The organism is Chromobacterium sp. Rain0013 (genome assembly GCF_015291765.1).
GTDB classification, from domain to species: domain Bacteria; phylum Pseudomonadota; class Gammaproteobacteria; order Burkholderiales; family Chromobacteriaceae; genus Chromobacterium; species Chromobacterium haemolyticum.
Genome location: NZ_CP031514.1, coordinates 4,524,803 through 4,547,492 on the forward strand (window position 1 = coordinate 4,524,803; position 22,690 = coordinate 4,547,492).

A 22,690-nucleotide genomic window follows, 5' to 3' on the forward strand; every position below is an offset into this window, starting at 1 on the left:
AAGGCGCCGCATTGAACAAGCGGGACCGCGCGCCTAGAGCAACCCAGCCAAGGCCTAGCGTCGAGCCTAATCAGCCCGGACGGCTAGGAATGCGGCAGCCCGCGTCTTTGTAAGGAATGTTATTGAACAAAACCCACCCCGGGCCATAGGAGAATTGCGAGCACACCAGCTGGCCGTCAAACTTGCTTTCCCATCTGTACCAAGGAGCCATGGAAGCAAAAGCCATCCAGGAGATGCTCAGGCCCACAGTCAGCAAGGCGATTTTACGAAAAGTCATACACACCTCAATATATTTATTTATCATTAACTTGCAAATATAAAATGCATAACAAATACACATTGCATCGGACAAAAAATAAACACTACGTCATATAGTCGGCATTATTGCCAAGTCAGAAAAAACATAATAAGCATTAAAAACGCAAAAAAATGAGCCGATTGCTGGTTTCAGGCGCGGCTGATAAGTCTCAAAGTGTTACCATTAGCACTGTAAACCTGCGAAATCTGCATATTTATCCCGATTGTCATTCCATCTCGTGGCGACACAAGGCAAGCCATCCGCGCTCCGCCTACGGGCTTGATCGATTTCGTCATGACCTCCCCCATCCCGCAGAAGGAGCATGCACTTGGACACCTTAAATTCACTCATCCTGGCCGGCTCGCTGGTATTCCTGGCCAGCCTGGTGGTGTCCTCCATCGCTTCCCGCTTCGGCGCGCCGCTGCTCCTGGTATTCCTGGCCTTGGGCATGTTGGCCGGCGAGGACGGCCCCGGCAAGATCGTGTTCAGCAATTACCAGCTCAGTTACGTGGTCGGCACCATTGCCCTGGTGGTGATCCTATTCGACGGCGGCCTGCGCACGCGCCAGGACAGCTTCCGCATCAGCCTCAAACCAGCCGGGGTGCTCGCCACGCTGGGGGTGTTGATCACCACCGGCGTGACAGGCCTGTTCGCCGCCTGGGTGCTGAACCTAAGCTGGCTGGAAGGCTTGCTGATCGGCGCCATCGTCGGTTCCACCGACGCCGCCGCGGTGTTCGCCCTCCTGTCCGGGCGCGGTCTGGAAATCAACCGCCGCGTCGGCAGCGCGCTGGAGATAGAGTCCGGCAGCAACGACCCGATGGCGGTGTTTCTGACCTCGGCGCTGATCGGGGTGCTGGGCCAGCAGGGCCAGGATGCCGGCGTCGCTTCCATGCTGTGGCTGTTCGTCAAGCAAATGGGCCTGGGCGCGCTGGCCGGCTGGGCCGGCGGCAAAGCCATGGTTTGGCTGTTCCAACGGCTGGGTCCGCGCGGCGCGATGCTGGCGCTGTTCAGCCTGGGCACCGCCGGCGCGCTGTTCAGCCTGACCACCGCGGCCGGCGGCAGCGGCTTCCTCGCCATCTATCTGGCCGGCATCGTGGTGGGCAACGCCCGAGTGGCGGATCTGCCCAATCTATTGAACATCCACGACGGCTACGCCTGGCTGGCCCAGGTAACCATGTTCCTGGTATTGGGGCTATTGGTGACGCCGTCCAATCTACTGCCGGTGGCGCCCTACGCGCTGGCGATCTCCATCGTGCTGATGCTGGTGGCGCGGCCGCTGGCGGTATGGCTGTGCATGCTGCCCTTCCCGGTGCCCAAGGCGGAAAAACTGTTCATGAGCTGGGTGGGCCTGCGTGGCGCGGTGCCGGTGATTCTGGCCATTTTCCCGCTGATGGCGGGCTTGCCCAATAGCCAGCTGTTCTTCAACGTGGCCTTCTTCGTGGTGATGATGTCGCTGCTATTCCAGGGCTGGACCATCGCGCCGCTGGCGGAGAAATTGAAGCTGAAGCTGCCGGCGCGGCCGGACGTCGAACACCGGGTGCCCGTGGTCAGCGGCCAGGAGGCCCGCTACGAGGCCGCCTCCTGCCTGGTGCGCGCCGACAGCCCGGCCGAAGGTCAACTGGCCGGCGAACTGGCCTTGCCCAGCGGCGTGCGGCTAGCGGCGCTGTATCGCGATGAACAAGCGCTTGAGCCGGCAGCGAGCCAAACGCTGCGCGCCGGCGACTGGGCCTGCCTGATCGGCCCCAGCCCGGCGCTGGAGACGGCCGGCGAGGCCTTTCATCCGCCCGGGGACGATCCTTATTACGGTTACTTCACCGTGTCCGGGCTGGCGCGGCTGGGCGATCTGGCCGACAGCTACGGCCTGACGCTGAGCGAGCGCGACCGCGCCGACAGCATCGCCGAATACTGCAAACGCGCCTGCGGCTATCCGCTGGTGGCCGGCGACGTGCTGCGGCTGGACCGGCTGGAGATGGTGATCCGCGCCGCGGCCGACGGTCAGGTCAAGAGCGTGGGCCTGCGCTATCTGAAGTCATAGCAAGGCCTTGCGCTCCTTGGCGCTGCGCCCGGCCCAATCGCAGGCGAACTGCCAGGCGACGCGGCCGGAGCGACTGCCGCGCAGGTGGCTCCAGTGCAAGGCCGCTTTTTCCGCCTCGGCGTCCAGCTTCAGGCCGAAATGCGCCAGCCACTCGGTCGCCGCCGCCAGGTAGGCGTCCTGATCAAACGGGTAGAAAGACAGCCACAGGCCGAAGCGGTCCGACAACGACACCTTCTCCTCAATCGCCTCCCCCGGATGGATTTCGCCGTCCTGCACCCAGCCTTCGCGGTTTTCGCTCATTTTTTCCGGCATCAAATGGCGGCGGTTGGAGGTGGCGTACACCAGCACATTGTCGACGCGGCGCGCCAGGCCGCCGTCCAGCGCGGTCTTCAGCGCCTTGTAAGCGTCGTCGCCCTGCTCGAAGGACAGGTCGTCGCAAAACAGAATGAAGCGCTCCTTGCGTCCAGCCACCAGGTCGACAATACGGTTCAAGTCGCCCAGTTGCGCCTTGTCCACTTCGATGAGGCGCAGGCCCTTGGCGGCGAACTCAGGCAGCAGCGCCTTGACCAGCGAGGATTTGCCGGTGCCGCGCGCGCCGGTGAGCAGCACGTTGTTGGCCGGCCGACCCTTGACGAACTGGCGAGTGTTGCGCAGCAGCTGCGCGCGCTGGGCGTCGATATGGGTCAGCCGCTCCAGTTCCGGCGCGTGCGGCTCCGCCACCGCCTCCAGCCAGCCGGCCATGCCCTGGCGCTGCCAGCGGAAGGCCAGCGCGCCCCAGTCCGGCTCCGGCCGCGCCGGCGGCAGCAAGGGCTCCAAACGCGCCAGCATGGCTTCGGCGCGGGTCAGCAAAGCTTGCAACTGCTCCATGATTTCCCCTAGATGCGAAACGACAAAAACAAACAGCCTGGCAGAAAGCCGCCAGGCTGTCGATGTTGCGGCCACGCCGGCCGCAGGCGCTTAATCCGCCAGATGCTGGAACAGCGGCGTGGACAAATAGCGCTCGCCGAAAGAAGGAATCACCACCACGATCAGCTTGCCGGCGTTTTCCGGACGCTTGGCCAGTTCCAGCGCCGCCCACACCGCCGCGCCGGAGGAAATGCCCACCAGCAGGCCCTCGCGCGCCGCCACCGCGCGCGCGGTTTCCATCGAATCCTCATTTTTCACCCGGATGATTTCATCGTAAACGCCGGTGTTGAGGATGGCCGGCACAAAACCGGCGCCGATGCCCTGGATCGGGTGGGGGCCTTTGGGGCCGCCGGACAGCACCGGAGACGCGTCCGGCTCCACCGCTACGATGCGCACGCCGGGCTTGCGCGCCTTCAGCACTTCGCCCACGCCGGTGATGGTGCCGCCGGTGCCGACGCCGGCGACGAAGATGTCGACCTTGCCGTCGGTGTCCTTCCATACTTCTTCGGCGGTGGTGTTGCGGTGGATGGCCGGGTTGGCCGGGTTCTCAAACTGCTGCGGCATGAAGTAGCTGTCCGGATTCTGTTCCACCAGTTCGCGCGCTTTGGCGATGGCGCCTCCCATGCCGTCGGGTCCCGGGGTCAGAATCAACTCGGCGCCGTAGGCGCGCAGCAGTTGACGACGTTCCCGACTCATGGTTTCCGGCATGGTGATCACCAACTTATAGCCGCGCGCGGCGCAGACCATGGCCAGGCCGATGCCGGTATTGCCGGAGGTGGGTTCGACGATGGTAGTGTCCGGGCCGATCTTGCCGGCCTGCTCGGCAGCGTCGATCATCGCCACCGCGATGCGGTCCTTGACGCTGTGAGCCGGGTTGAAGAACTCCAGTTTGGCCACCACGGTAGCGCCGCAGCCTTCGGTCACCCGGTTAAGCCGCACTAGCGGGGTGTTGCCGATCAAATCCGTCACAGCATTGGCAATTCGCATCTTTATTCTCCACAGACTGTTTTGAAGAAAACCTTATTACCCAGCATCATAAACAAGCTGAGCAACGAACCAAAATATTGTTTGCTTATAATCGACAAACTTGGCAGTCTCAGCCGGCCCCGCGCGCGCCGCGGTCCGGCAGCTACACTGAAACCATTGCCCACCACCCGCAGACCGAGGTCCACTCCCCGCTTATGCCAACACAGGAAACCCTGATCCCCCTCACCGGCTGGCGCCGCAAGCTCTACATCATCATTTACGAAGCAGACACCCGGCCGGGCCGCATCTTCGACCTGGCGCTGATCGTCGCCATCCTGCTGTCGGTGCTGACGGTGATCTTGGAGAGCGTGCAAAGCATACAAGCCGCTTGGGGGCCCCAACTCAAGATTCTAGACTGGTGTTTCACCATTCTGTTCACTATCGAATACGCATTGCGGCTGATCTGCATCCACAAGCCGATGCGCTATGTGAAAAGCTTCTTCGGCGTCATCGATCTGATGTCGGTGCTGCCGCTGTATCTTGGGCTGCTCATCCCGGAAAGCCGCTTCCTGGCCGATATCCGCATCCTTCGCCTGCTTCGCATGTTTCGCATTCTCAAGCTGACCCGCTACATCGGCGAGGCCAGCGAGCTGAAACGGGCAATGCTGGCCAGCCGCCGCAAGATCACGGTGTTTCTGGTCACCGTGGTCTTGCTGGTGGTGATTCTGGGCACGATGATGTTCGTGATAGAAGGCCCGGAGCACGGCTACACCAGCATCCCGGTCAGCATTTACTGGGCCATCGTCACCCTGACCACGGTGGGCTTCGGCGACATCACGCCCAAGACGCCGCTGGGCCAGGCGCTGGCCAGCGTGGTCATGATTACCGGCTACGGCATCATCGCGGTGCCCACCGGCATCGTCACCGCGGAAATCGCGCGCGGCAGCGGCGCCAAGGCCAAGACCGTGGAAGCCGTGTCCGGCACTCGGCTGTGCCCTCATTGCTTCACCGAGGGCCACGACTGGGACGCCCGCTTCTGCAAGCACTGCGGCGGCCAGTTGCCGCGCCCGTCCAAGGGCGAGGTTAGCTAGCCTAGCCGGCCAGCAAGCGCCGGTAACGATCGGCCATCGCGTCGTCAAAGGCCACCAGCAGCACGCGCCGCAGCGTATGCGGCTCCTGCGCCAGCCACTGACGGACAGTGCCAACCGCGATATCGCTGGCCTCCGTTGCCGGGTAGCCGTAAACGCCGCAACTGATCGCGGGGAAGGCAATGCTGGCCAGCCCGTGCCGCGCCGCCAGCGCCAGACTGTTGCGGTAGCAGGCGGCCAGCAACTCCTCCTCTCCTTGAGCGCCGCCCTGCCAGATCGGCCCCACCGTATGAATCACATGCCGCGCCGGCAGCTGGTAGCCGGCGGTCAGCTTGGCCTCGCCGACGCGGCAGCCGTTCAAGGTCCGGCATTCCGCCAGCAGTTCCGGCCCGGCTGCGCGGTGGATGGCCCCGTCCACCCCGCCGCCGCCCAGCAAGCTGGCGTTGGCGGCATTGACAATGGCGTCCAGCGCCAGCGTGGTGATGTCTCCCTGCCATGCCGTCAATTCGGTCTTCGCTTCCATCGTTTCCCCTCCTCCGTCCATGCCGCCATTATCCGCCCGCGGTCGGCCGCGGGCGCAAAAAAAGCCGGCTTTTGCCGGCTTTTTCACACTCCGCCTCAGGCGGGATTGTTCAACAGCGAATTCCGCCGCGAATACCCAAAATACACCACCAAGCCTATCAACAACCAGGCCATGAAACACAGCCAGGTCAGCAGCGACAGCTGAGTCATCAGAAAGCCGCAGCACAGAATGGCCAGCGCCGGGATGTAAGGCACGCCAGGGCAAACGAATTTGCGCGGCAGATTGGGTTCGCGCTTGCGCAGCACGATCACGGACAAGGCGATCAGGGTAAAGGCGGCCAAGGTGCCGATGTTCACCAGTTCCGCCAGAGTGTGCAGGGGCACGAAGCCGGCCAGCAGCGCGATGATGGTGCCGATCAGCCAGGTGGCCTTGTACGGCGTGCCGTACTTGGGATTCACTTCGGAAAAGATTTTGGGCAGCAGGCCGTCGCGCGACATGGCGAACAGGATTCGAGTCTGACCATAGGTCATCACCAGGATCACCGTCATCATGCCAAGGATGGCGCCCAGATCGACGAAGCCGGCGAACCAGTCCAACTTGGCCACTTGCAAGGCCAGGGACACGGGATGATCAACGCCGGCGAACTGCATATAAGGCACGATGCCGGTCATGATGGCCGCCACCACCACGTAGAGCAGGGAACACACCCCCAACGACCAGATCACCCCGCGCGGGATATCCTTGGCCGGGTTCTTCACTTCCTCGGCGGCGCAGGTCACCGCGTCGAAGCCGATGAAGCTGAAGAATACAATGGCGGCGCCATGGAACACGCCGGAAAAGCCGAAGGGCAGCGCCGGCTGCCAGTTCACCGGTTTGACGTGCCACACGCCGATACCGATGAACAGCAACACCACGCCCACCTTGATCAGCACCACCACATTGTTGACGCGCTTGGACTCCTTGATGCCGAAGGCCAGCAAAGCGGTGATCACCATCGCCACGCAAAAGGCCGGCAGATTGAACAGCGTCTGCTTGCCTGGCAGCGAGCCTGCGGCGGCGGTCAAGTATTCAGGCAAGGTCACGCCGAAGCCGGACAGCAGGCTCTGGAAATAGCCGGACCAGCCCACCGACACCGCCGACGAAGCCAGCAGGTATTCCAACAACAAATCCCAGCCTATGATCCAGGCGATCATCTCGCCCAGCGTCGCGTAAGCGTAGGTGTAAGTGGAGCCGGAAACCGGCAGCATGGAGGCGAACTCGGCGTAGCACAAGGCGGCGAAGCCGCAGGCGAAAGCGCTGATCACGAAGGAAAGCACCAGTCCAGGGCCGGCCACAGTGGCGCCGGTGCCGGTCAGCACAAAGATGCCGGTGCCGATGATGGCCCCGATGCCGAGCATGGTAAGGTCGAAAGCGGAAAGCTCCTTGCGAAGCCCACGCGAGGTCTGAGCGGTAGCCAGCATTCCCTGGACGCTCTTTTTGCGCATCAAACTCATTTGTTTCACTGTCCCGTAACGGCCGTCCGGTACAACGACAAAGCGCCCGCTGTCCGGCGGGCGCTTCATACTCGGATGGGGCCTGTATGATCTGTTGTGTCCTCTCCCCTGCTGTCCTGTCCGCCGTCGGCTTAAAGCGGCACGACAAAATCCTGATGCGGCGTTGCGTCGACTCGCCGTACTCTGTGTACGGTCTTCGTCGACGCGCCCTGCCTTAAGAAGCTGTTCAAAATCCAGCGAGCAAGGGCGAGACAAGGCGAAAATGGCTAAGAACGCGGAATGTACACAAGTACATAAGCATTTCTAAGCTGATTTCGACGCTGTATCGCCAACGCACAGCAGATATTGAACCGGTTCTCAGACGCTACGCTGATTTTGTTCGCCGTTCTTGACTAGCCGCCGATCCACGCAGTTCATGCCGGGGAAGAATGCGATAGTACCGCAGGGCCTGAGGCCGGCAATACGGGAAACCCCATATAGCACGCCATTGGCAAACCCTGCACGTCATCATAGCGCAAAACAAATCATGGCAATGGCATCAAATCTATCAATTTGCGCGCCGCGTTCTCCAATTGCTGGCGCCCGTTGTCCCCATCGCCCAACTCCTGCTGGCCCTGCCACAACACCGCGCCGTCCGCGCTGTTGACCACTTCCAGCGCCAACGTGCGCACGGTTCTCACCTGATAGTCCGGCGACCAGTACATGCCGCCGCCGTAGCGCCAATCTCGCCAGCCGCCGGCATACCAACCGTCCGCCGGCCAATACACCTGGCGCTGCTGGCTTTGCTTGAAACACAGCTTCCATTGAGGCCGCGTCTCATCCACTGCCGCGCCCTTCAAAACCAGCCGATCCAGCAGCCATTCGCGCATGTCCACGCCGGCGCCGGCCGACGGCAGGCAGCTAAGCCCCACCGTGCCCGCGCCGGCCCAGGCCGGAGCGGCGGCCAGCGCCGCCAGGAGCGCCACCATCGCTGTTTTCATCTTCATCGCCTCAATTCCAATAAGCCGCGTCAGCATACACTGACCGCAGATAGTCGACGAAGTGCCGCACTCGCGCCGGCAGCAAGCGCCGCTGCGGCACCACCGCGCATACCGGATAGTCCGGCGCGGAGAACTCGTCCAGCACCGTCACCAAGCGGCCATCGGATAGATCGTCCTTCACTTCCCACAGCGAACGCCAGGCCAAACCCAAACCCTGCAATGCCCAATCGTGCAACACCGCGCCGTCGTTGCACTCCAGCCGGCCGGACACGCGCAGGTTCACCGCCTCGCCCTCGCGACGAAACGCCCAGCCGCGGCTCTGACTCTCCCCCAGCGACAGACAGTTGTGCTCGGCCAGGTCCTCCAGCCGGAGCGGCAAACCGTGACGCGCCAGATAGGCCGGGGCCGCCACCACCACGCGACGGTTCTCCGCCAGCCGGATCGCCACCAGCGAGGAATCCGCCAGGTCTGAAATGCGGATCGCGCAGTCGATGCGGTCGCGCTGCAGGTCCACCAAGCGGTCAGACAGATCCAGCGTCACCTTCACGTCCGGGTGAAGTTGCTGAAAGCCCGCGATGTGCGGCGCCACGTGCTTGCGGCCGAAACCGGCCGGCGCCGAAACCCGCAAATGGCCTCGCGCGCGGCCGCTGCCGGAAGCCACCGCCGCCTCCGCGTCTTCAAGATCGGCGAGGATGCGCTGACAGTCTTCGAAAAAGGCCGCCCCCTCCTGGGTCAAGGCCAGGCTGCGCGTGCTGCGGGTCAGCAGCTTGACGCCCAGCCGATTCTCCAGCGCGTCTATGCGCCGGCCAATGATGGCCGGCACCACCCCCTCCTGGCGCGCGGCGGCCGACAAGCTGCCCTGCGACACCACGGCGACGAAGGTCTCCATTTGTTTCAACATTCAGGCCGCCTCACGATTAGCTAACAAAAAGTAAAAGATGATATGTCTATATATGCATTTTTTTTTATGCTTTGCCTAGCTAGACTAGCCAGGTCCCGTTTCATTGTCCCAGGTCCAAACGCGGGCGCCTCCCGCCCCGGCCAACACTGCAAAGGAGTCCCAACATGGCAGCCACGCTTCCTCAGGGGATCGAAATCCTCGCAACGCTCACCCCGGCCTACGCCGACATCCTCAGCCACGACGCGCTGGCCTTCGTCGCCAAGCTGCACCGCCGCTTCGAACCTCGCCGCCGTGAACTGATGGCCGCCCGCGCCGCGCGCCAAGCCGAGCTGGACGCGGGCAAGCTGCCGGACTTCCTGCCGGAAACCGCCGCCATACGCGCCGGCGACTGGAAGATCGCGCCGCTGCCGGACGATTTGCTGGACCGCCGCGTGGAAATCACCGGCCCGGTAGACCGCAAGATGATGATCAACGCGCTCAATTCCGGCGCCAAGAGCTTCATGGCGGATTTCGAGGACTCCAACTGCCCCAGCTGGGACAACCAGATCAACGGCCAGATCAATGTCCGCGACGCCTACCGCAAGACCATCTCCTTCTCCAACCCCGACGGCAAGCAGTACCGGCTCAACGCCGATACCGCCACCCTGCTGCTGCGTCCGCGCGGCTGGCACCTGATGGAAAAACACGTCAAGGTGGACGGCGACATCGTCTCCGGCGCGCTGTTCGACTTCGCCTTGTCCTTCTTCCACAACATCGCCTATCTGCGCAGCGTGGGCAGCGCCACCTATTACTACCTGCCCAAGATGGAAAGCCATCTGGAAGCGCGGCTGTGGAACGAGGTATTCGTGTTCGCCCAACAGGAGCTGTCCATCCCGCAGGGCACGATCAAGGCCACAGTGCTGATCGAAACCATACTCGCCGCTTTCGAAATGGACGAAATTCTGTACGAACTGCGCGAGCACAGCGCCGGCCTCAACGCCGGCCGCTGGGACTATATTTTCAGTTGCATCAAGAAATTCCGTCAGAACCGCGACTTCTGTCTGGCCAACCGCGCACAGATCACCATGACCGTGCCCTTTATGCGCGCCTACGCGCTGCTGCTGCTGAAGACTTGCCACCGCCGCGCGGCGCCGGCGATAGGCGGCATGGCGGCGCTGATCCCGATCAAGAACGATCCGGCGGCCAATGAGAAGGCGCTGGCCGGCGTCCGGGCGGACAAGGAGCGCGACGCCGCCGACGGTTACGACGGCGGATGGGTGGCCCACCCCGGCCTGGTGCCCATCGCCGCCGAGGCCTTCGGCAAAGTGCTGGGCAACGCGCCCAACCAGATCGCCAAACAACGGCCGGACGTTCAGGTCGGCGCCGCCGAACTGCTGGACTTCCGCCCGGAAGCGCCGATCACCGAAGCCGGACTGGCGATGAACATCAATGTGGGCATCCAGTACCTGGGCGCCTGGATTTCCGGCAACGGCTGCGTTCCCATCCATAACCTGATGGAAGACGCCGCCACCGCGGAGATCTCCCGCTCTCAGATCTGGCAATGGATACGCAGCCCCAAGGGCGTGCTGGACGACGGCCGCAAAGTAACAGCCGAGTTGTTCCACCAGTTGCACGCGGCGGAAGTGGCCAAGCTCAAGGCCGAGTACGGCGCGCGCTGGACCCGCCAGTACGACGATGCCGCCGCGATGTTCTACCTGCTGACCACCTCCGACGATTTTGTCGAGTTCCTGACGCTGCCTGGATACGAATACCTGGCCTGACAGGACAAATGGATCCCGACGGCGTGAATGTCGGGATTTGTCAGCCTGGCTGCGTAGCTTTGCGGATTGAAGCTCATGGACAACGGCCCTATCATGGGCCGCTTGTCATAATTCACCTTGCAAAGCGCGCCCGCCAGTCATCTGTTCAAGCTCTGGCCACCGCTCGCGAGACAAGACGCCGCGCCCGCCGCGCGAGGTTTCACGACGCACAGCAGACTTTGAACAGACCCCACATGCAAAGCATCCTCGACTTCCAGGCCACCGTGCTCAGCACCACCGGCTACGGCCTGGCGCTGACCGCCATTATCACGATGTTCTGGCTGCGCAACCGCGGTGAGCGGGCCTTCCTGTATTTCTGCGCGGCCGGCGCCAGCGTCAGCCTGGGCGGCATGTTCAGCCTGCTGCCCATCGGCCTGCCGCCATGGCCGCAACTGGTATTCAACAATCTGCTGTGGATGCTGTTTCATCCCCTCGCGCTCTGCGGCATCCGCCATCTGAACGGCAAGAGTCCGCGCGTCTGGCAAAGCCTGTTGCTGGTTGCCGCCGGCATGGCCGCCTATCTTCAAGCCGGCCCGGCCGATATGGGACAGCGCACCATCGCGATCTGCCTGGTCTATCTGGTCGCCTGGCTGCTGGCCGCCCGCGAACTATGGCCTGGGCACTCCCGCATCGCCGGCGCCGGCCGCAAAATGGCGCTGGCTGTCAGCCTGCTTTATGCCCTGTTGGCGCTGGCGCGCATCGTACACACCATCTGGGCCGGCAACGTTTACAACGCCGACTCCATGAGCTTTTCCATGCTCAGTTCTCTAGGCATGCACTGGCTTAGTTTCAGCTTCATCTTGTGCGCGCTGTACATCTGCTACGAACGCGCGCTGGAACGGACCCAGCACCAGGCCAGTCACGACGGCCTGACCAATCTGCTCAACCAGCGCGGCTTCCGCGAACTGGCCGAGGCAGCCTGCCGCCGCGCCTGGCGCGAGCGCAAGCCGCTGGCCCTGCTACTCTTGGACGTCGATCACTTCAAAAGCATCAATGACCGCCACGGCCACCAATGCGGCGATCTGGTGCTGCAACAACTGGCCGCCTGTCTGCGCGCCCAAGCGCGCGCCGGCGACATAGTGGGCCGTTACGGCGGCGAGGAATTCGTGATGCTGCTGCCGCGCACCGGCTTGCACGACGCTCACGCGGCAGCCCAACGCCTCATGCGAGCGGTGGCCGATCTGCGGCCGCAACCTGCCTCAGCCGCCCCGCCCTTGCGCATCAGCGTCAGCATTGGCGTGGCCAGCACCAGCCAGCAGCCCTATGATGGCCTGTCCAGCCTGTTCCGCGCCGCGGACAGCCAGCTCTATCGGGCCAAACGTAACGGCCGCAACCGGATAGAACTGGCCGAAGGACAGTATGCCGTCGGAAACTTTTCTCGGGCATGATGGGCCTACACACTGCGAATCGGACTTTTCCGATCAAGACAACAATGTCATGGGAATCGACACATGAACAAACAGACTCTCTTGCTTGCCAGCTTAGGAACCCTGCTCGCCGTCAGCGCCGCCCCGGCCCTGGCCGACGCCACCCAGCTCAATCTGTCCGCCAGCGCCCAGCGTGAAGTGCCCAACGACCAGATCAGCGCCACCTTCTACCAGCAGTTGAGCAACGCTCAGCCTGCGGTGTTGGCCGACCGCCTGAACAAGGCCGCCGCCCAGAGCATCGCTCTGGGCAGAACCTATACCAAAGTGCAGCTGTCCAGCGGCGGCTACAACACCTGGCCCAATTACGACAAAAACGGCAAGATCCAGGGCTGGCAAGGCCGGGTGGAAATCCAGCTGAAAAGCCGCGATTTCGCCCAGGCCGCCGAACTGATGGCCAAACTGCAACAGAACCTATTGCTGCAAGGGCTGCAGTTCAGCGTATCCGACCAGGCGCGCAAGGAAGCGGAACAGAGCATGCTGCCGGAAGCCATCGCCAATCTGGAAGCCCAAGCCAAGATCGCCGCCAAGGCCATCGGGAAAAATGTCAGCAATATCAAGGAACTGGATATTGGAAGCCAGTCGCCCATCTTTCGTCCGCCTATGATGATGAAGGCCGCCGGCATGGCCGCCAACGCGGAAGTGGCGCAACCGGACCTGCAGCCAGGACAATCTCAACTGCAACTGCAAGTCAGCGGCAAGGTGGAGTTGAAGTAAGCCTTCCAGCCGCCACGGCATTGCGCTAAAGTAGTCGCTCGCCGGGCCTTATCCGTCCGGCGAGCACTTCGCCTGCCATCATCCAGAACGACCCGAAACATGAAACTGATCGCCTCGTTGACCAGCCCCTACGCCCGCAAGGTGCGCATCGTGCTGGCCGAAAAGAAAATAGACTGCCCGCTGGAGGAAGACGTGCCATGGAACGCGGACACCCGCGTTGGCGACTACAATCCTCTGGGCAAGGTGCCGGTTCTGGAACTGGATGACGGCTCGACGCTCTACGACTCGCGCGTCATCGCCGAGTATCTGGATAACATCTCGCCGGTATCGCGCATTCTTCCCCAGGAAAACCGCCTGCTGATCGCCACTCGGCGCTGGGAAGCGCTGGCCGACGGCATCGTCGACGCCGCGGTGGCCATCGTGCTGGAAAAACGCCGCCCGGACGACAAACAGATGCCGGAAGCTATCGCCCGCCAACGCGGCAAGATAGACCGCGGCCTGGCCGCGCTCGCCGCCGATCTGGCCGACCGCCAGTGGTGCAACGGCGTGGGCTACAGCCTGGCCGACATCGCCGTCGGCACCTGCCTGGGCTATCTGGACTTCCGCTTCCCGGAAATAGACTGGCGCGACAGCCACCCCAATCTGGCCAGCCTGCTGGAGCGGCTGATGACGCGGCCGTCCTTCGCCGACACGCTGCCTCCGTCCGTTTGAATCGCGCCGCCGTCAAAAAAAACCGGGCCCAAGCCCGGTTTTTTCATGCCGCCGCGCAATGCGGCGGATCATCAACGGGTTCTCAGCCCGGCCGCGGCGCCAGCATGATGATGGCCATCCCGCACAAGGCCACCGCCGCGCCAGCCATGTCCCAGGCGCTGGGCCGGATGCCGTCCACCAGCCACAGCCACAACAGCGCCACCGCCACGTAGACGCCGCCGTAGGCGGCATAAACCCGGCCCGCCGCCGCCGGGTGCAGACTGAGCAGCCAGACGAACAGCATCAAGGCCAGCGCCGCCGGCAATAACAACCACAACGGCCCCTCTTTGCGCAGCCACAGCCAGGGCAAGTAACAACCGACGATTTCCGCCACGGCGGTCAGGCCGAACAACAACAACAATTTCAAAGCGTTCAACATGGGGTCTCGCTGCGCGCCGGCATCAGATCAGGCCGGCGGCGATATTAATCATCAAGGCCAACACCGTGGCGTTGAAAAAGAAAGACAGCACGCAATGCAGCGTGCCCACCTTGCGCATGGCGCTGGTGGTGTAGCTAATATCGGCGGTCTGCCCGGATGTGCCGATAATGCAGGCGAAATAGAGGAAGTCGCCGTAATCCGGCTCTTCCTTGCCGGGAAACTCCAGGCCAGGAGCCAGGCCGCGCGCGTGAGCGTTGTAATAAGCGCGCGCGTAATGCAGCGCGAACATCACATGGATGAAGGCCCAGGAGGAAAAAATGGTCAGGATGGCCAGCGCGACGTGGCCGGCGCGCGGCCAGCCGTGCAGGTCCTTGACGACCGCCAGTTCCAGCACGATGGCGGCCAGGCTGGCCATCGCCGCCAGCACGGCCAGCGTCATCACCAACGTCTGCCCCTCGTCCTCCAGCCTGGCCCAATGACGAATATGCTGACGACCCTCGCTGAACATCATCCAGGCCACTAGCGCCAAGTAGAGCAGCACGCCGACGTTCCACGCCACGATGTAGCGGGTGATGTCCTGCAACGGCAATAGCCACGGCAGCGTCTGCAAAGCCAGCAGGCCGACAGCGGCGGCCCCCACCAGGCGTGGACGGGCCAGCAGCATGCGGGTCGGGGCAAAACGACGGGCGGCGCGTAACAGGGCGGACATAGCGGCTAAGCTCCCCTTGAAGGAATGGACCAGCGCCCAGTGTACCTGTCCGGGCGCTGGCGGCAAGCCCTCGCCGCTTAAGCCGGCAACTTGCTGAAACGCCGGGTGAACAGACGGCGGAAGGTCTCAAACTCGCCCGGGGCCAGCGCCAGCCGACATTGCCTGCCGTTGCGAGTCTCGGTCAGCGTCTCCTCGGTCAGCACCCGGCTGCCTTCGGCGGTCAGCAAGGCCATTAGCCGGGTCTTGTTGAACGGCGAGCGCGGGTCTTCGGCGATGCGGCGCTGGATCTCGCTCAGCGCGCCGCAATCGGCAATCTCATCGTCCAGGTCAAAACCGTAGGCGATGCGCCAGCCCTCGCCCTCACCCGGGGGCCGCCGTTCCAGTTGCGCGAAGCCGGCGCCGGCCGGCCAGGCCACCCGGTAGTCGCCGTTGGCGGAGCGCGCCACTTCGCCGCACAGCGGCACCATGCGCAGCGGTTGCTTCAGGCCGTAGCCGCAATCGAGCAAATAGCCCTGACCTTGGTGCCACAACAGAATGGCGACATGGGTGCCGCCCAGCGGCAGCCAGTCCTGGCTGTTCTCGTCGAAGATCGTGGCGCGGATCAGGCTGGCTTCCAGGCCGTTGCGGCGCAGGAACAGATAGAGCAAGGGGTTGAGCTCGTAACACAGGCCCCCTTCGTCGCGTAGCGCGATTTTTTCAAGCAAGCCCCGCTCGCTGATCGGTTCGGGACCGCCCTGAAACAGGCTCAGATTTTCAAACGGCAGACTCAATGCCGTCTCGCGCAACAAAGCGTCAATGTCTTCGAAGGCCAGTGGCCGCTGCGCATCCCAGCCGATGCGGGCCCGAAATAGAGCGTTGATGTCCGGCATAGTCCCTCCCGTCTAGCTTCAGACAGGCAATCTAACAGCCGCCGGGCGGGATCGACAGATCAATTATCCGGGCGAGACATTCAAAAAATTTGATGGACCTCGCCCGCTGCGCTCAAACATTGCTCACCACCAGTGTTCCAGCTGCACCCCGAAGGTGGAGCCGCTCAGCGCATGGCCGAAGGCGCCGCCGTCGGCCAAAGTCGAGCCGGGCGCGGCCGCCTGCTGGGCGGCGCGGTTCCAACGCGCGTAGGTATAGAAGAAACGCAGTTCCGGCCGGCTCCAGAACGCCTTGTCCAGCGCCAGCGTCGGCGCGATGGTGAACTTGCTCAGGGTGCGGACTTGGCCATCGGCGGCCTTGACCCGGTCGAAGCCCACTTCGGCCGCCAGCTTGAAGCGCTCGCCAAAGGCGTAGACCGGCCGCGCGCCGGCCGACCACCAGGTCTGCCCGCCGTCCGGCCGCGCGTCGCGTTGCCAGGCCAGCATCAACTGGCCGCCGAACTCTCGCGTGGCTTGCCAGTCCAGCGCCTCCACCAGCCGGCTGCGCCGCGTGCCGCTGTCGCTGACGAGACTGCCGGTGCCGCCCAGGCCGGTGCCCGGCCCCACCCCGTATTGCAACGCAAACAGATTGCGTCCGCCCAACACGCCTTTTTGCTCGTGCAAGGCGCTGAGCGACCAGCCGCTGTTCGCGCCCGTCACCTGGCCGGCGCGCTGGATGTAGCTGAGGCCCAGAGTCAACTCGCCGCCGGGATTGACGGCGATGCCGCCCAATTGCAGATCATGCTTATTAGCCTGATCCGCCTGCCACCAATTGTCGTTGCGCGAGAAGGCATAGCTGAGCTTGAGCGCTTGGCCCAATTTGAAGTCCTCCAGACCGAAACCGGTGCCGCTGGGGTTCCAGAAATAGAAGTCGGCGATATGCACGTCGTGCCGCTTGTAATAGCGCCGGCCCGCCCACAGCGTGGCGCCGTTCAGTTCCGGGATATCGCTCCATTTGGCGTAGGCCTGCGGCAAGCGGACATTGCCGTTGTCGCCCTGAAAAGTCAGCGAATGGCCGTTGCGGTTGTACAGGCTGGCCATGCCCACCACGCTGAGCTTGCTGCCGTTCTCGGCCTGGAATAGCTGCTGGCCCAGTTCCAGCTCGGCGTACTGTTCGCATTCGTTGCCCAGCCGGTACTTGGTTTCGGCGCCGGCCAGCTGAAAGCAGCTCTGCTTGCCGCCGCTGTCTGAACCGCCGGCGCCCAGGCGGGCGTAGCCGTGAAAATCCAGCGCTTGCGCGGCGGCGGGCAGCAGCAGGGGGGCGGACAAGGCCAGCAAGGCCAGGCCGCGGGGGGTGAATTGAGTCATTGTTCTCTCCATTTCCCTTAGTTTTGGGCACAACGCGGCCTGCCGGCCGGGAATGCCGGCAGCTCGCAGAGGATTAACTCCTCGAAAATTCCGAGGCTCAGTTCAGAACGGCGCGGTAGATCAACGATTCGTAAGGCCGCAGCCGCGCCCGGGCGGGATGAGCCGCCGCGTCGGCGTAATTGGCGCACAGCAACTGCCAGGCATGGTTCGGACTCAGGTAGTCGGCCGGCGGCGAGTAATCTCGCTCCTCGGCGCTGAAATTGCTGATCACCAACAGCTTCTCGCGCTCGCCGGTCCGCGCGTAGACCCACAGCGCCGGATCCTCCGGCGTCAGGCAGCGGTAATCGCCGTCGCTGAAGATCGGGTATTGCTTGCGCAGCGCGATCAAGCGCCGGTAGTGCTGCAGCACCGAGTCCGGATCGCGACGCGCGGCGGCGACGTTCACCGTCGCCGCGTCCGGCGCCAGCCCTATCCACGGCTCACGCCGCGAAAAGCCGGCGAAACGGCTGTCGTCCCATTGCATCGGAGTGCGCGAGTTGTCGCGCGACTTCTGCCGGATCGCCGCCATCGCCTGCTCGCGGTCCAGGCCGCTAGCCAGCAACTGGCGATAAGCATTGTGGGTTTCCACGTCTCGGTAGTCTTCGATGTCGGAGAAACCGGGGTTGGCCATGCCGATTTCCTCGCCCTGATAGATGTAGGGCGTGCCTTGCAGGCCGTGCAGCGTGGACGCCAGCATCTTGGCGGACTCCACGCGGTAGCGGCCGGAGTCGCCGAAGCGCGACACCACTCGCGGCTGGTCGTGGTTGCACCAGAACAGAGCGTTCCAGCCGCCGCCCTCGTGCATGCCGCGCTGCCAGTCAGACAGAATGCGCTTGAGCGCGATGAAGTCGAAGGGCGCGGCCCGCCACTTCTCGCCGTCCGGATAATCCACCTTCAGATGGTGGAAATTGAAGGTCATCGACAGTTCGCGCCGCTCGGGGTGCGAATAGGCGACGCAATGTTCCAGCGAGGTGGACGACATCTCGCCCACTGTCATCAAATCCCGGCCGGCGAACACTTCGCGATGCATCTGCTGCAGGTACTCATGCACTCGCGGGCCGTCGGTGTAGAAATGGCGGCCGTCGCTGTCGTCCTCGGAGAAAGCCGGATCCTTGGAGATCAGATTGATCACATCCAGCCGGAAGCCGGACACGCCCTTATCCGCCCAGAAATTCATCATGTCGAACACCGCGCGCCGCACCGCCTGGTTGTCCCAGTTCAGGTCCGCCTGCGTTTTGTCGAACAGGTGCAGATAATACTGACCGCTGGCCTCGTCCCGCTCCCAAGCGGAACCGCCGAACTTGGAGCGCCAGTTGTTGGGCCTGTCCCGCCAGATATAGAAGTCTCGATAGGGATTGTCCCTGCCCTGCAACGCCTGACGGAACCAGGGGTGATCGGTGGAGGTATGGTTGACCACGATGTCCAGCATCACCCCGATGCCGCGCAGCCGGGCCTCGGCCAGCAATAGCTCGAAATCGGCCATGCTGCCGTAAGCCGGATCGATCGCGTAGTAATCGCTGACGTCGTAGCCGTTGTCGCGCTGCGGCGAACGATAGAACGGCGTCAGCCATATATAATCCACCCCCAGCCAGGCCAGGTAGTCCAGCTTGTCGGCCACGCCCAGCAAATCGCCGGTGGCCGCCCCGTGGTGGCTGTAAAAGCTCTTGGGGTAGATCTGGTACACCACCGCGGATTTCAGGTTCTTCTTCATCGGAACGGCTTTCGTATCAGGACTGCGGCAACTGGCGGCGCGCCAATACCCAGGTCAGAGCGAACGGCGCCACCAGGGCCACCACCATGCCCACCATGAACATCGGAATCTGCTGCGGGATGATGGAGATGAAGGCCGGCAAGCCGCCGACGCCGATCGCCGAAGCACGCACGTGGCTGAGGGTGATGGTGGCGGCCGCCAGCGCCGAGCCGACAAGCGCCGCGTAGAACGGCAGCTTGTAGCGCAGGTTGACGCCGAACATCGCCGGCTCGGTGATGCCGAAGAAGGCGGAAATCGCCGAAGTGGACGCCATGCTCTTCTCATTGCTGGCGCGCGCCAGCCAGAACATCGCCAGCGCGGCGCTGCCTTGGGCGATATTGGACAAGGCGATCATCGGCCAGATGAAGGTGCCGCCCTGATTGGCGATCAGCTGCAGATCCACCGCGATGAACATATGGTGCATGCCGGTCAACACCAGCGGCGCGTACAAGGCGCCGAACAACATCGCGCCCAGCAGCGGCGCCAGGTTGAACACATAAACCAGCGCGTCGGTAATGGCGATGCCCAGGTGGCGCGCCACCGGACCAATCACCGCCAGCGCCAGCACGCCGCTCACCACGATGGTGACGATGGGCACCACCAGCAACTGGATGGAATTGGGCACCCGCGGCCGCAGCCACAGCTCCACCCTACACATCACCCAGGTGGCGGCCAGGATGGGCAGGATCTGGCCTTGATAACCCACTTTCTCGATGCGGAACCAGCCCAGCACATCGAAATACGGCAGCGCCGCCCCATCCAGCCCGGCGGCGGCCTTGCCGTAGTTCCAGGCGTTGAGCAGATCCGGATGCACCAGCAGCAGACCCAGCACGATGCCCAGCACCTCGCTGCCGCCAAAACGCTTGGCAGCGGACCAGCCCACCAGCGCCGGCAGGAACACAAAGGAGGTGTTGGCCATCATATTGATCAGCCCCCACACCCCGTCCAGGCCCGGGTAGGCGTCCAGCAGGCTCTTGCCGTCGATGAACATGCTCTTGGCGCCCAGCAGATTGTTCAGCCCCATCAGCAGGCCGGCCACGATGATGGCGGGCAGGATGGGCATGAACACATCGGAGAACACTTTGACCAGCTGCTGCAAACGACCCTGCTTCTGATCGCCGCTGGACTTGACCTCGGCCACCGTGGCGCGTTGCAGCGCCGCCAGCTCGATCAAGGGCTGGTAGACCCGGTCCACGTCGCCGGAACCGATCACTATCTGGAACACGCCGCCGTGGCTGAACTGACCCTTGATCAACTCCACCTGGCGCAGCGCCTCCTGGTCCACCCGGCTTTCGTCCTTCAAGGACAAGCGCAGCCGGGTAATGCAGTGCGCGGCCTGTTGCAGGTTGTCGCGGCCGCCCACCGCTTCGAGTATCCGCGCGGCGATCTTGTGGTAATCGTGGCTCATCTGAGGGTCCCTGTATCTCTCGGCCTGCCGGTCTGCGCCGTCTAGCCCGTTATCAAACCTGGCGGCGGTATTGGCAAGCGCCGCCGATGCTGATGGCACGCTAACTGGTACAGACGAGTTGTGTCAATACTCGTATAGACGAGTTTGCGCAAAATCAAACGCGCCGATGCGCTAACGCAACAGGCGCCATAAATCGCTTCAGGTCAAGGAATGACGGGGCGCGCCGCCGGGCCGCTATTTACGGCGGGCGACGTCGGAGAAGAAGAATTTGTCCAGCCGATGGCGGGATTCGGTGTATTCGAACTGCCGGCCGTCATAGAGATGGGTGTGGTTCTTGACCACGATCACGTGGTCCATGCCGTTCAGGTCCAGGTAGCGGCGGTCGTCGTCGTTGCAGGCCTGCGCCTCTATCACCCGGCGGGCGTAGCTGATGTTCAGGCCCAGCCGCTGTTCGATGAACTCGTAGATGGAGCCGGCGGCGGCTTCACGGTCCAGCCCCGGCACCAGGCTGGCGACGAAATAGTTGATGTCCAGGATCACGTTTTCATTGTCGATATTGCGCACCCGCTTGATCTTGAGCAGCGGGGTTTTCTCGCGCACGTCCAGCAGCCTGGCCAGTTGCGCATCCGCCGGCACCGTCTCCATCTCCGCCACCCGGGAGCTGACGCGGCGGCCCAGATGCTGGTGCGCCTCCTTGAAACTGACAATGCCGCTGAGTTGGAACTCGATATTGCCGGAGCGCAGCACAAACACGCCCTTGCCGTGGATCTTCTGCACATAGCCGCGCTCCTGCAGCATGTCCACCGCCTTGCGCACGGTGCCGCGGCTGGCCTCGTAGCCCTCCATCAACTCGGTTTCGGAAGGAATGCGGTCGCCCTGCTGATAACGCTGGTTGTCGATGTCGGCGACGATGTCGGAAAAGATTTGGCTGTATTTGTTCACGGCGTGGATTCGGCAAGATCTGGCGGAGCGCCCCAGTCCGGCAGTCTGCCTCAAGCGCGAGCGGCGCGCCAGTCCGGCCCGGGCGCTCTTGCGCCATGCGCAATAGTGCATTGCTCGCGGCGGCTATTCCGCCCGCTGCTGCGGCGGCGCACACTGGCCGCTCCTTCACACATCCCCATGGAGAACAAAATGTCCCCGTCCGATGCCCTTCGTCCCCCGCTGCCTCCCTTCGACCGCGCCGGCGCCGTCCTCAAAGTCCGCCTGGCCGAAGACGGCTGGAACAGCCGCAACCCGGAACAAGTGGCTCAGGCCTATACCGAAGACAGCCAGTGGCGCAACCGCGCCGAATTCCCGCGCGGCCGCGCGCAGATCGTCGACTTCCTCGCCGGCAAATGGCGGCGCGAACATGAATACCGGCTGATCAAGGAACTATGGGCCCACGACGGCGAGCGCATCGCGGTGCGCTTCGCCTACGAATGGCGGAACGAGGCCGGCCAGTGGTTCCGTTCCTACGGCAACGAAAACTGGGAGTTCGCCGCAGACGGCCTGATGCGGCGTCGTTACGCCTGCATCAACGATCTGCCCATCCGCGAGGACGAGCGCCTGTTCCACTGGCCGCTGGGACGCAGGCCGGACGATCATCCCGGCCTGAGCGAGCTGGGCTTGTAAACAAGCCCTTACTCCGCGAAGCAGACATCCTCCAGCAACATGTCCTCAAAGAAGGCGCCGAAAGGCCGCGACGGGTGGCGAATGTGGATTTCCAACACCCATAACATCCTCGCCGGGGTGAAATCCACCTCCGCCAGCGGCCCCTCGTGAATGGCCGCATGCGGGAAGTCCGCCAGCCGATGCCCGGACAGGTCCAGGTTCAGCGTCCAGCCGCGGCCGGCGGCGCAGTCCTCGGCAAACCGGTACAGCTCGCGCCCGCTACAGCCCTCGCTCGCCCATTTGCGCCTCACCTCATGGAAGATGGCGCGGGCGTCGGCGGCGCAGCGCGCCATCTCCGGGTCCGAGCCGGTAACGAAGCTGTCGCCGCCGTCGCCCTCCCACTGCTTCCACACCGGGCCGATATCTATGAAGAAAATGTCATCGTCGCCCAGGCGCACTCCGGGATCGGACGCCGCGCCGAAAGTCTTCAGCGTGTTGCGGCCAAAGCGCACATAGACATCGTGCCAGCCCCGCAACATGCCGCGCTCCGCCAGAATATCCTTGGCCAGTTCCACCGCGTCCTCTTCCAGCATTCCGGGTTGCATCGCCGCGGCGATCAGCGCAATCGCCTGTCGGGTTTTATCGCGCACCGCCATCAATTGCCTCGGGTCAAAAGCCGGCCCCACGCCTTCCAAAGCCGATTGCTGAATATTTGCTTCCAT

The 22,690-nt window shown here is 63.4% G+C and carries 21 protein-coding genes; 7 read left to right on the forward strand and 14 right to left on the reverse strand.

The window, feature by feature from the left end:
* The first annotated feature begins 626 nt into the window (after positions 1-626).
* Entirely contained in the window at positions 627-2,333 is a 1,707-nt protein-coding gene (locus tag DXT74_RS20655; RefSeq protein WP_043632847.1) for a potassium/proton antiporter, read from the forward strand.
* Here DXT74_RS20655 and DXT74_RS20660 read toward each other — a convergent pair.
* Both DXT74_RS20660 and cysK read right to left on the reverse strand, forming a co-directional pair.
* Positions 2,328-3,200, reverse strand: a complete 873-nt coding sequence (locus tag DXT74_RS20660; RefSeq protein WP_081554288.1) for an ATP-binding protein — start codon at positions 3,198-3,200, stop codon at positions 2,328-2,330. The genes DXT74_RS20655 and DXT74_RS20660 overlap by 6 nt on opposite strands.
* A 90-nt stretch (positions 3,201-3,290) precedes the next feature.
* Positions 3,291-4,226: a cysteine synthase A gene (gene cysK / locus DXT74_RS20665; protein WP_194426910.1), complete on the reverse strand. Its 936-nt coding sequence runs from the start codon at positions 4,224-4,226 to the stop codon at positions 3,291-3,293.
* Between the two features lie 194 nt (positions 4,227-4,420).
* Here cysK and DXT74_RS20670 point away from each other — a divergent pair, with 194 nt between their 5' ends.
* Positions 4,421-5,296 carry an ion transporter gene (locus DXT74_RS20670; RefSeq protein WP_081554289.1) on the forward strand — a complete coding sequence of 292 codons (876 nt, stop codon included), beginning with the start codon at positions 4,421-4,423 and terminating at the stop codon, positions 5,294-5,296.
* Position 5,297: 1 nt separating this feature from the next.
* Here DXT74_RS20670 and DXT74_RS20675 read toward each other — a convergent pair whose 3' ends face one another.
* From DXT74_RS20675 to DXT74_RS20690, 4 genes are all read right to left on the reverse strand, one after another.
* Entirely contained in the window at positions 5,298-5,816 is a 519-nt protein-coding gene (locus tag DXT74_RS20675; protein WP_194426911.1) for an O-acetyl-ADP-ribose deacetylase, read from the reverse strand.
* A gap of 95 nt (positions 5,817-5,911) precedes the next feature.
* The gene (locus tag DXT74_RS20680) at positions 5,912-7,276 is read right to left on the reverse strand and encodes an amino acid permease (protein WP_275888101.1); all 1,365 of its coding nucleotides are present in this window, start codon (positions 7,274-7,276) and stop codon (positions 5,912-5,914) included.
* A gap of 557 nt (positions 7,277-7,833) precedes the next feature.
* Positions 7,834-8,295 (reverse strand): DUF4136 domain-containing protein, encoded by a 462-nt coding sequence (locus tag DXT74_RS20685; protein ID WP_194426912.1) that lies wholly within the window; start codon positions 8,293-8,295, stop codon positions 7,834-7,836.
* Positions 8,296-8,299: 4 nt separating this feature from the next.
* Positions 8,300-9,190 (reverse strand): LysR family transcriptional regulator, encoded by an 891-nt coding sequence (locus tag DXT74_RS20690; RefSeq protein ID WP_043632538.1) that lies wholly within the window; start codon positions 9,188-9,190, stop codon positions 8,300-8,302.
* Positions 9,191-9,354: 164 nt separating this feature from the next.
* On the opposite strand from DXT74_RS20690, the gene aceB reads away from it, so the two are divergent.
* The 4 genes from aceB to DXT74_RS20710 all read left to right on the forward strand — a co-directional run bounded on the left by aceB (position 9,355) and on the right by DXT74_RS20710 (position 13,841).
* Positions 9,355-10,950 carry a malate synthase A gene (gene aceB / locus DXT74_RS20695; protein WP_194426913.1) on the forward strand — a complete coding sequence of 532 codons (1,596 nt, stop codon included), beginning with the start codon at positions 9,355-9,357 and terminating at the stop codon, positions 10,948-10,950.
* Positions 10,951-11,183: 233 nt separating this feature from the next.
* Positions 11,184-12,377, forward strand: a complete 1,194-nt coding sequence (locus DXT74_RS20700; protein ID WP_194426914.1) for a GGDEF domain-containing protein — start codon at positions 11,184-11,186, stop codon at positions 12,375-12,377.
* A 63-nt stretch (positions 12,378-12,440) separates the two neighbouring features.
* Positions 12,441-13,130 carry an SIMPL domain-containing protein gene (locus DXT74_RS20705; protein WP_194426915.1) on the forward strand — a complete coding sequence of 230 codons (690 nt, stop codon included), beginning with the start codon at positions 12,441-12,443 and terminating at the stop codon, positions 13,128-13,130.
* Positions 13,131-13,229: 99 nt separating this feature from the next.
* A complete protein-coding gene (locus DXT74_RS20710) occupies positions 13,230-13,841 on the forward strand; it encodes a glutathione S-transferase (protein ID WP_043632529.1) in 612 nt (203 codons plus the stop codon).
* A gap of 82 nt (positions 13,842-13,923) precedes the next feature.
* Here DXT74_RS20710 and DXT74_RS20715 read toward each other — a convergent pair whose 3' ends face one another.
* The 7 genes from DXT74_RS20715 to treR form a co-directional block, all read right to left on the reverse strand.
* Entirely contained in the window at positions 13,924-14,259 is a 336-nt protein-coding gene (locus DXT74_RS20715; protein ID WP_081554294.1) for a YnfA family protein, read from the reverse strand.
* 22 nt (positions 14,260-14,281) lie between these two features.
* Positions 14,282-14,968, reverse strand: coding sequence for a DUF1345 domain-containing protein (locus DXT74_RS20720; RefSeq protein WP_081554295.1), 687 nt, complete (start codon positions 14,966-14,968; stop codon positions 14,282-14,284).
* 77 nt (positions 14,969-15,045) lie between these two features.
* Positions 15,046-15,837 (reverse strand): arylamine N-acetyltransferase, encoded by a 792-nt coding sequence (locus DXT74_RS20725; RefSeq protein ID WP_081554296.1) that lies wholly within the window; start codon positions 15,835-15,837, stop codon positions 15,046-15,048.
* A gap of 123 nt (positions 15,838-15,960) precedes the next feature.
* A complete protein-coding gene (locus DXT74_RS20730) occupies positions 15,961-17,181 on the reverse strand; it encodes a carbohydrate porin (RefSeq protein WP_019104242.1) in 1,221 nt (406 codons plus the stop codon).
* Between the two features lie 97 nt (positions 17,182-17,278).
* Positions 17,279-18,931, reverse strand: a complete 1,653-nt coding sequence (treC, locus tag DXT74_RS20735) for an alpha,alpha-phosphotrehalase (protein ID WP_194426916.1) — start codon at positions 18,929-18,931, stop codon at positions 17,279-17,281.
* Positions 18,932-18,947: 16 nt separating this feature from the next.
* The gene (gene treP / locus DXT74_RS20740; protein WP_194426917.1) at positions 18,948-20,378 is read right to left on the reverse strand and encodes a PTS system trehalose-specific EIIBC component; all 1,431 of its coding nucleotides are present in this window, start codon (positions 20,376-20,378) and stop codon (positions 18,948-18,950) included.
* Positions 20,379-20,612: 234 nt separating this feature from the next.
* Positions 20,613-21,320: a trehalose operon repressor gene (gene treR / locus DXT74_RS20745; protein WP_196783795.1), complete on the reverse strand. Its 708-nt coding sequence runs from the start codon at positions 21,318-21,320 to the stop codon at positions 20,613-20,615.
* 189 nt (positions 21,321-21,509) lie between these two features.
* Between treR and DXT74_RS20750 the strand changes: the two genes are divergently transcribed.
* A complete protein-coding gene (locus DXT74_RS20750; RefSeq protein ID WP_194426919.1) occupies positions 21,510-21,989 on the forward strand; it encodes a nuclear transport factor 2 family protein in 480 nt (159 codons plus the stop codon).
* An 8-nt stretch (positions 21,990-21,997) separates the two neighbouring features.
* Here the strand turns inward: DXT74_RS20750 and DXT74_RS20755 are convergent, their stop codons facing one another.
* Complete coding sequence (locus tag DXT74_RS20755) at positions 21,998-22,690, reverse strand: M24 family metallopeptidase (protein ID WP_194426920.1); 693 nt, start codon at positions 22,688-22,690, stop codon at positions 21,998-22,000.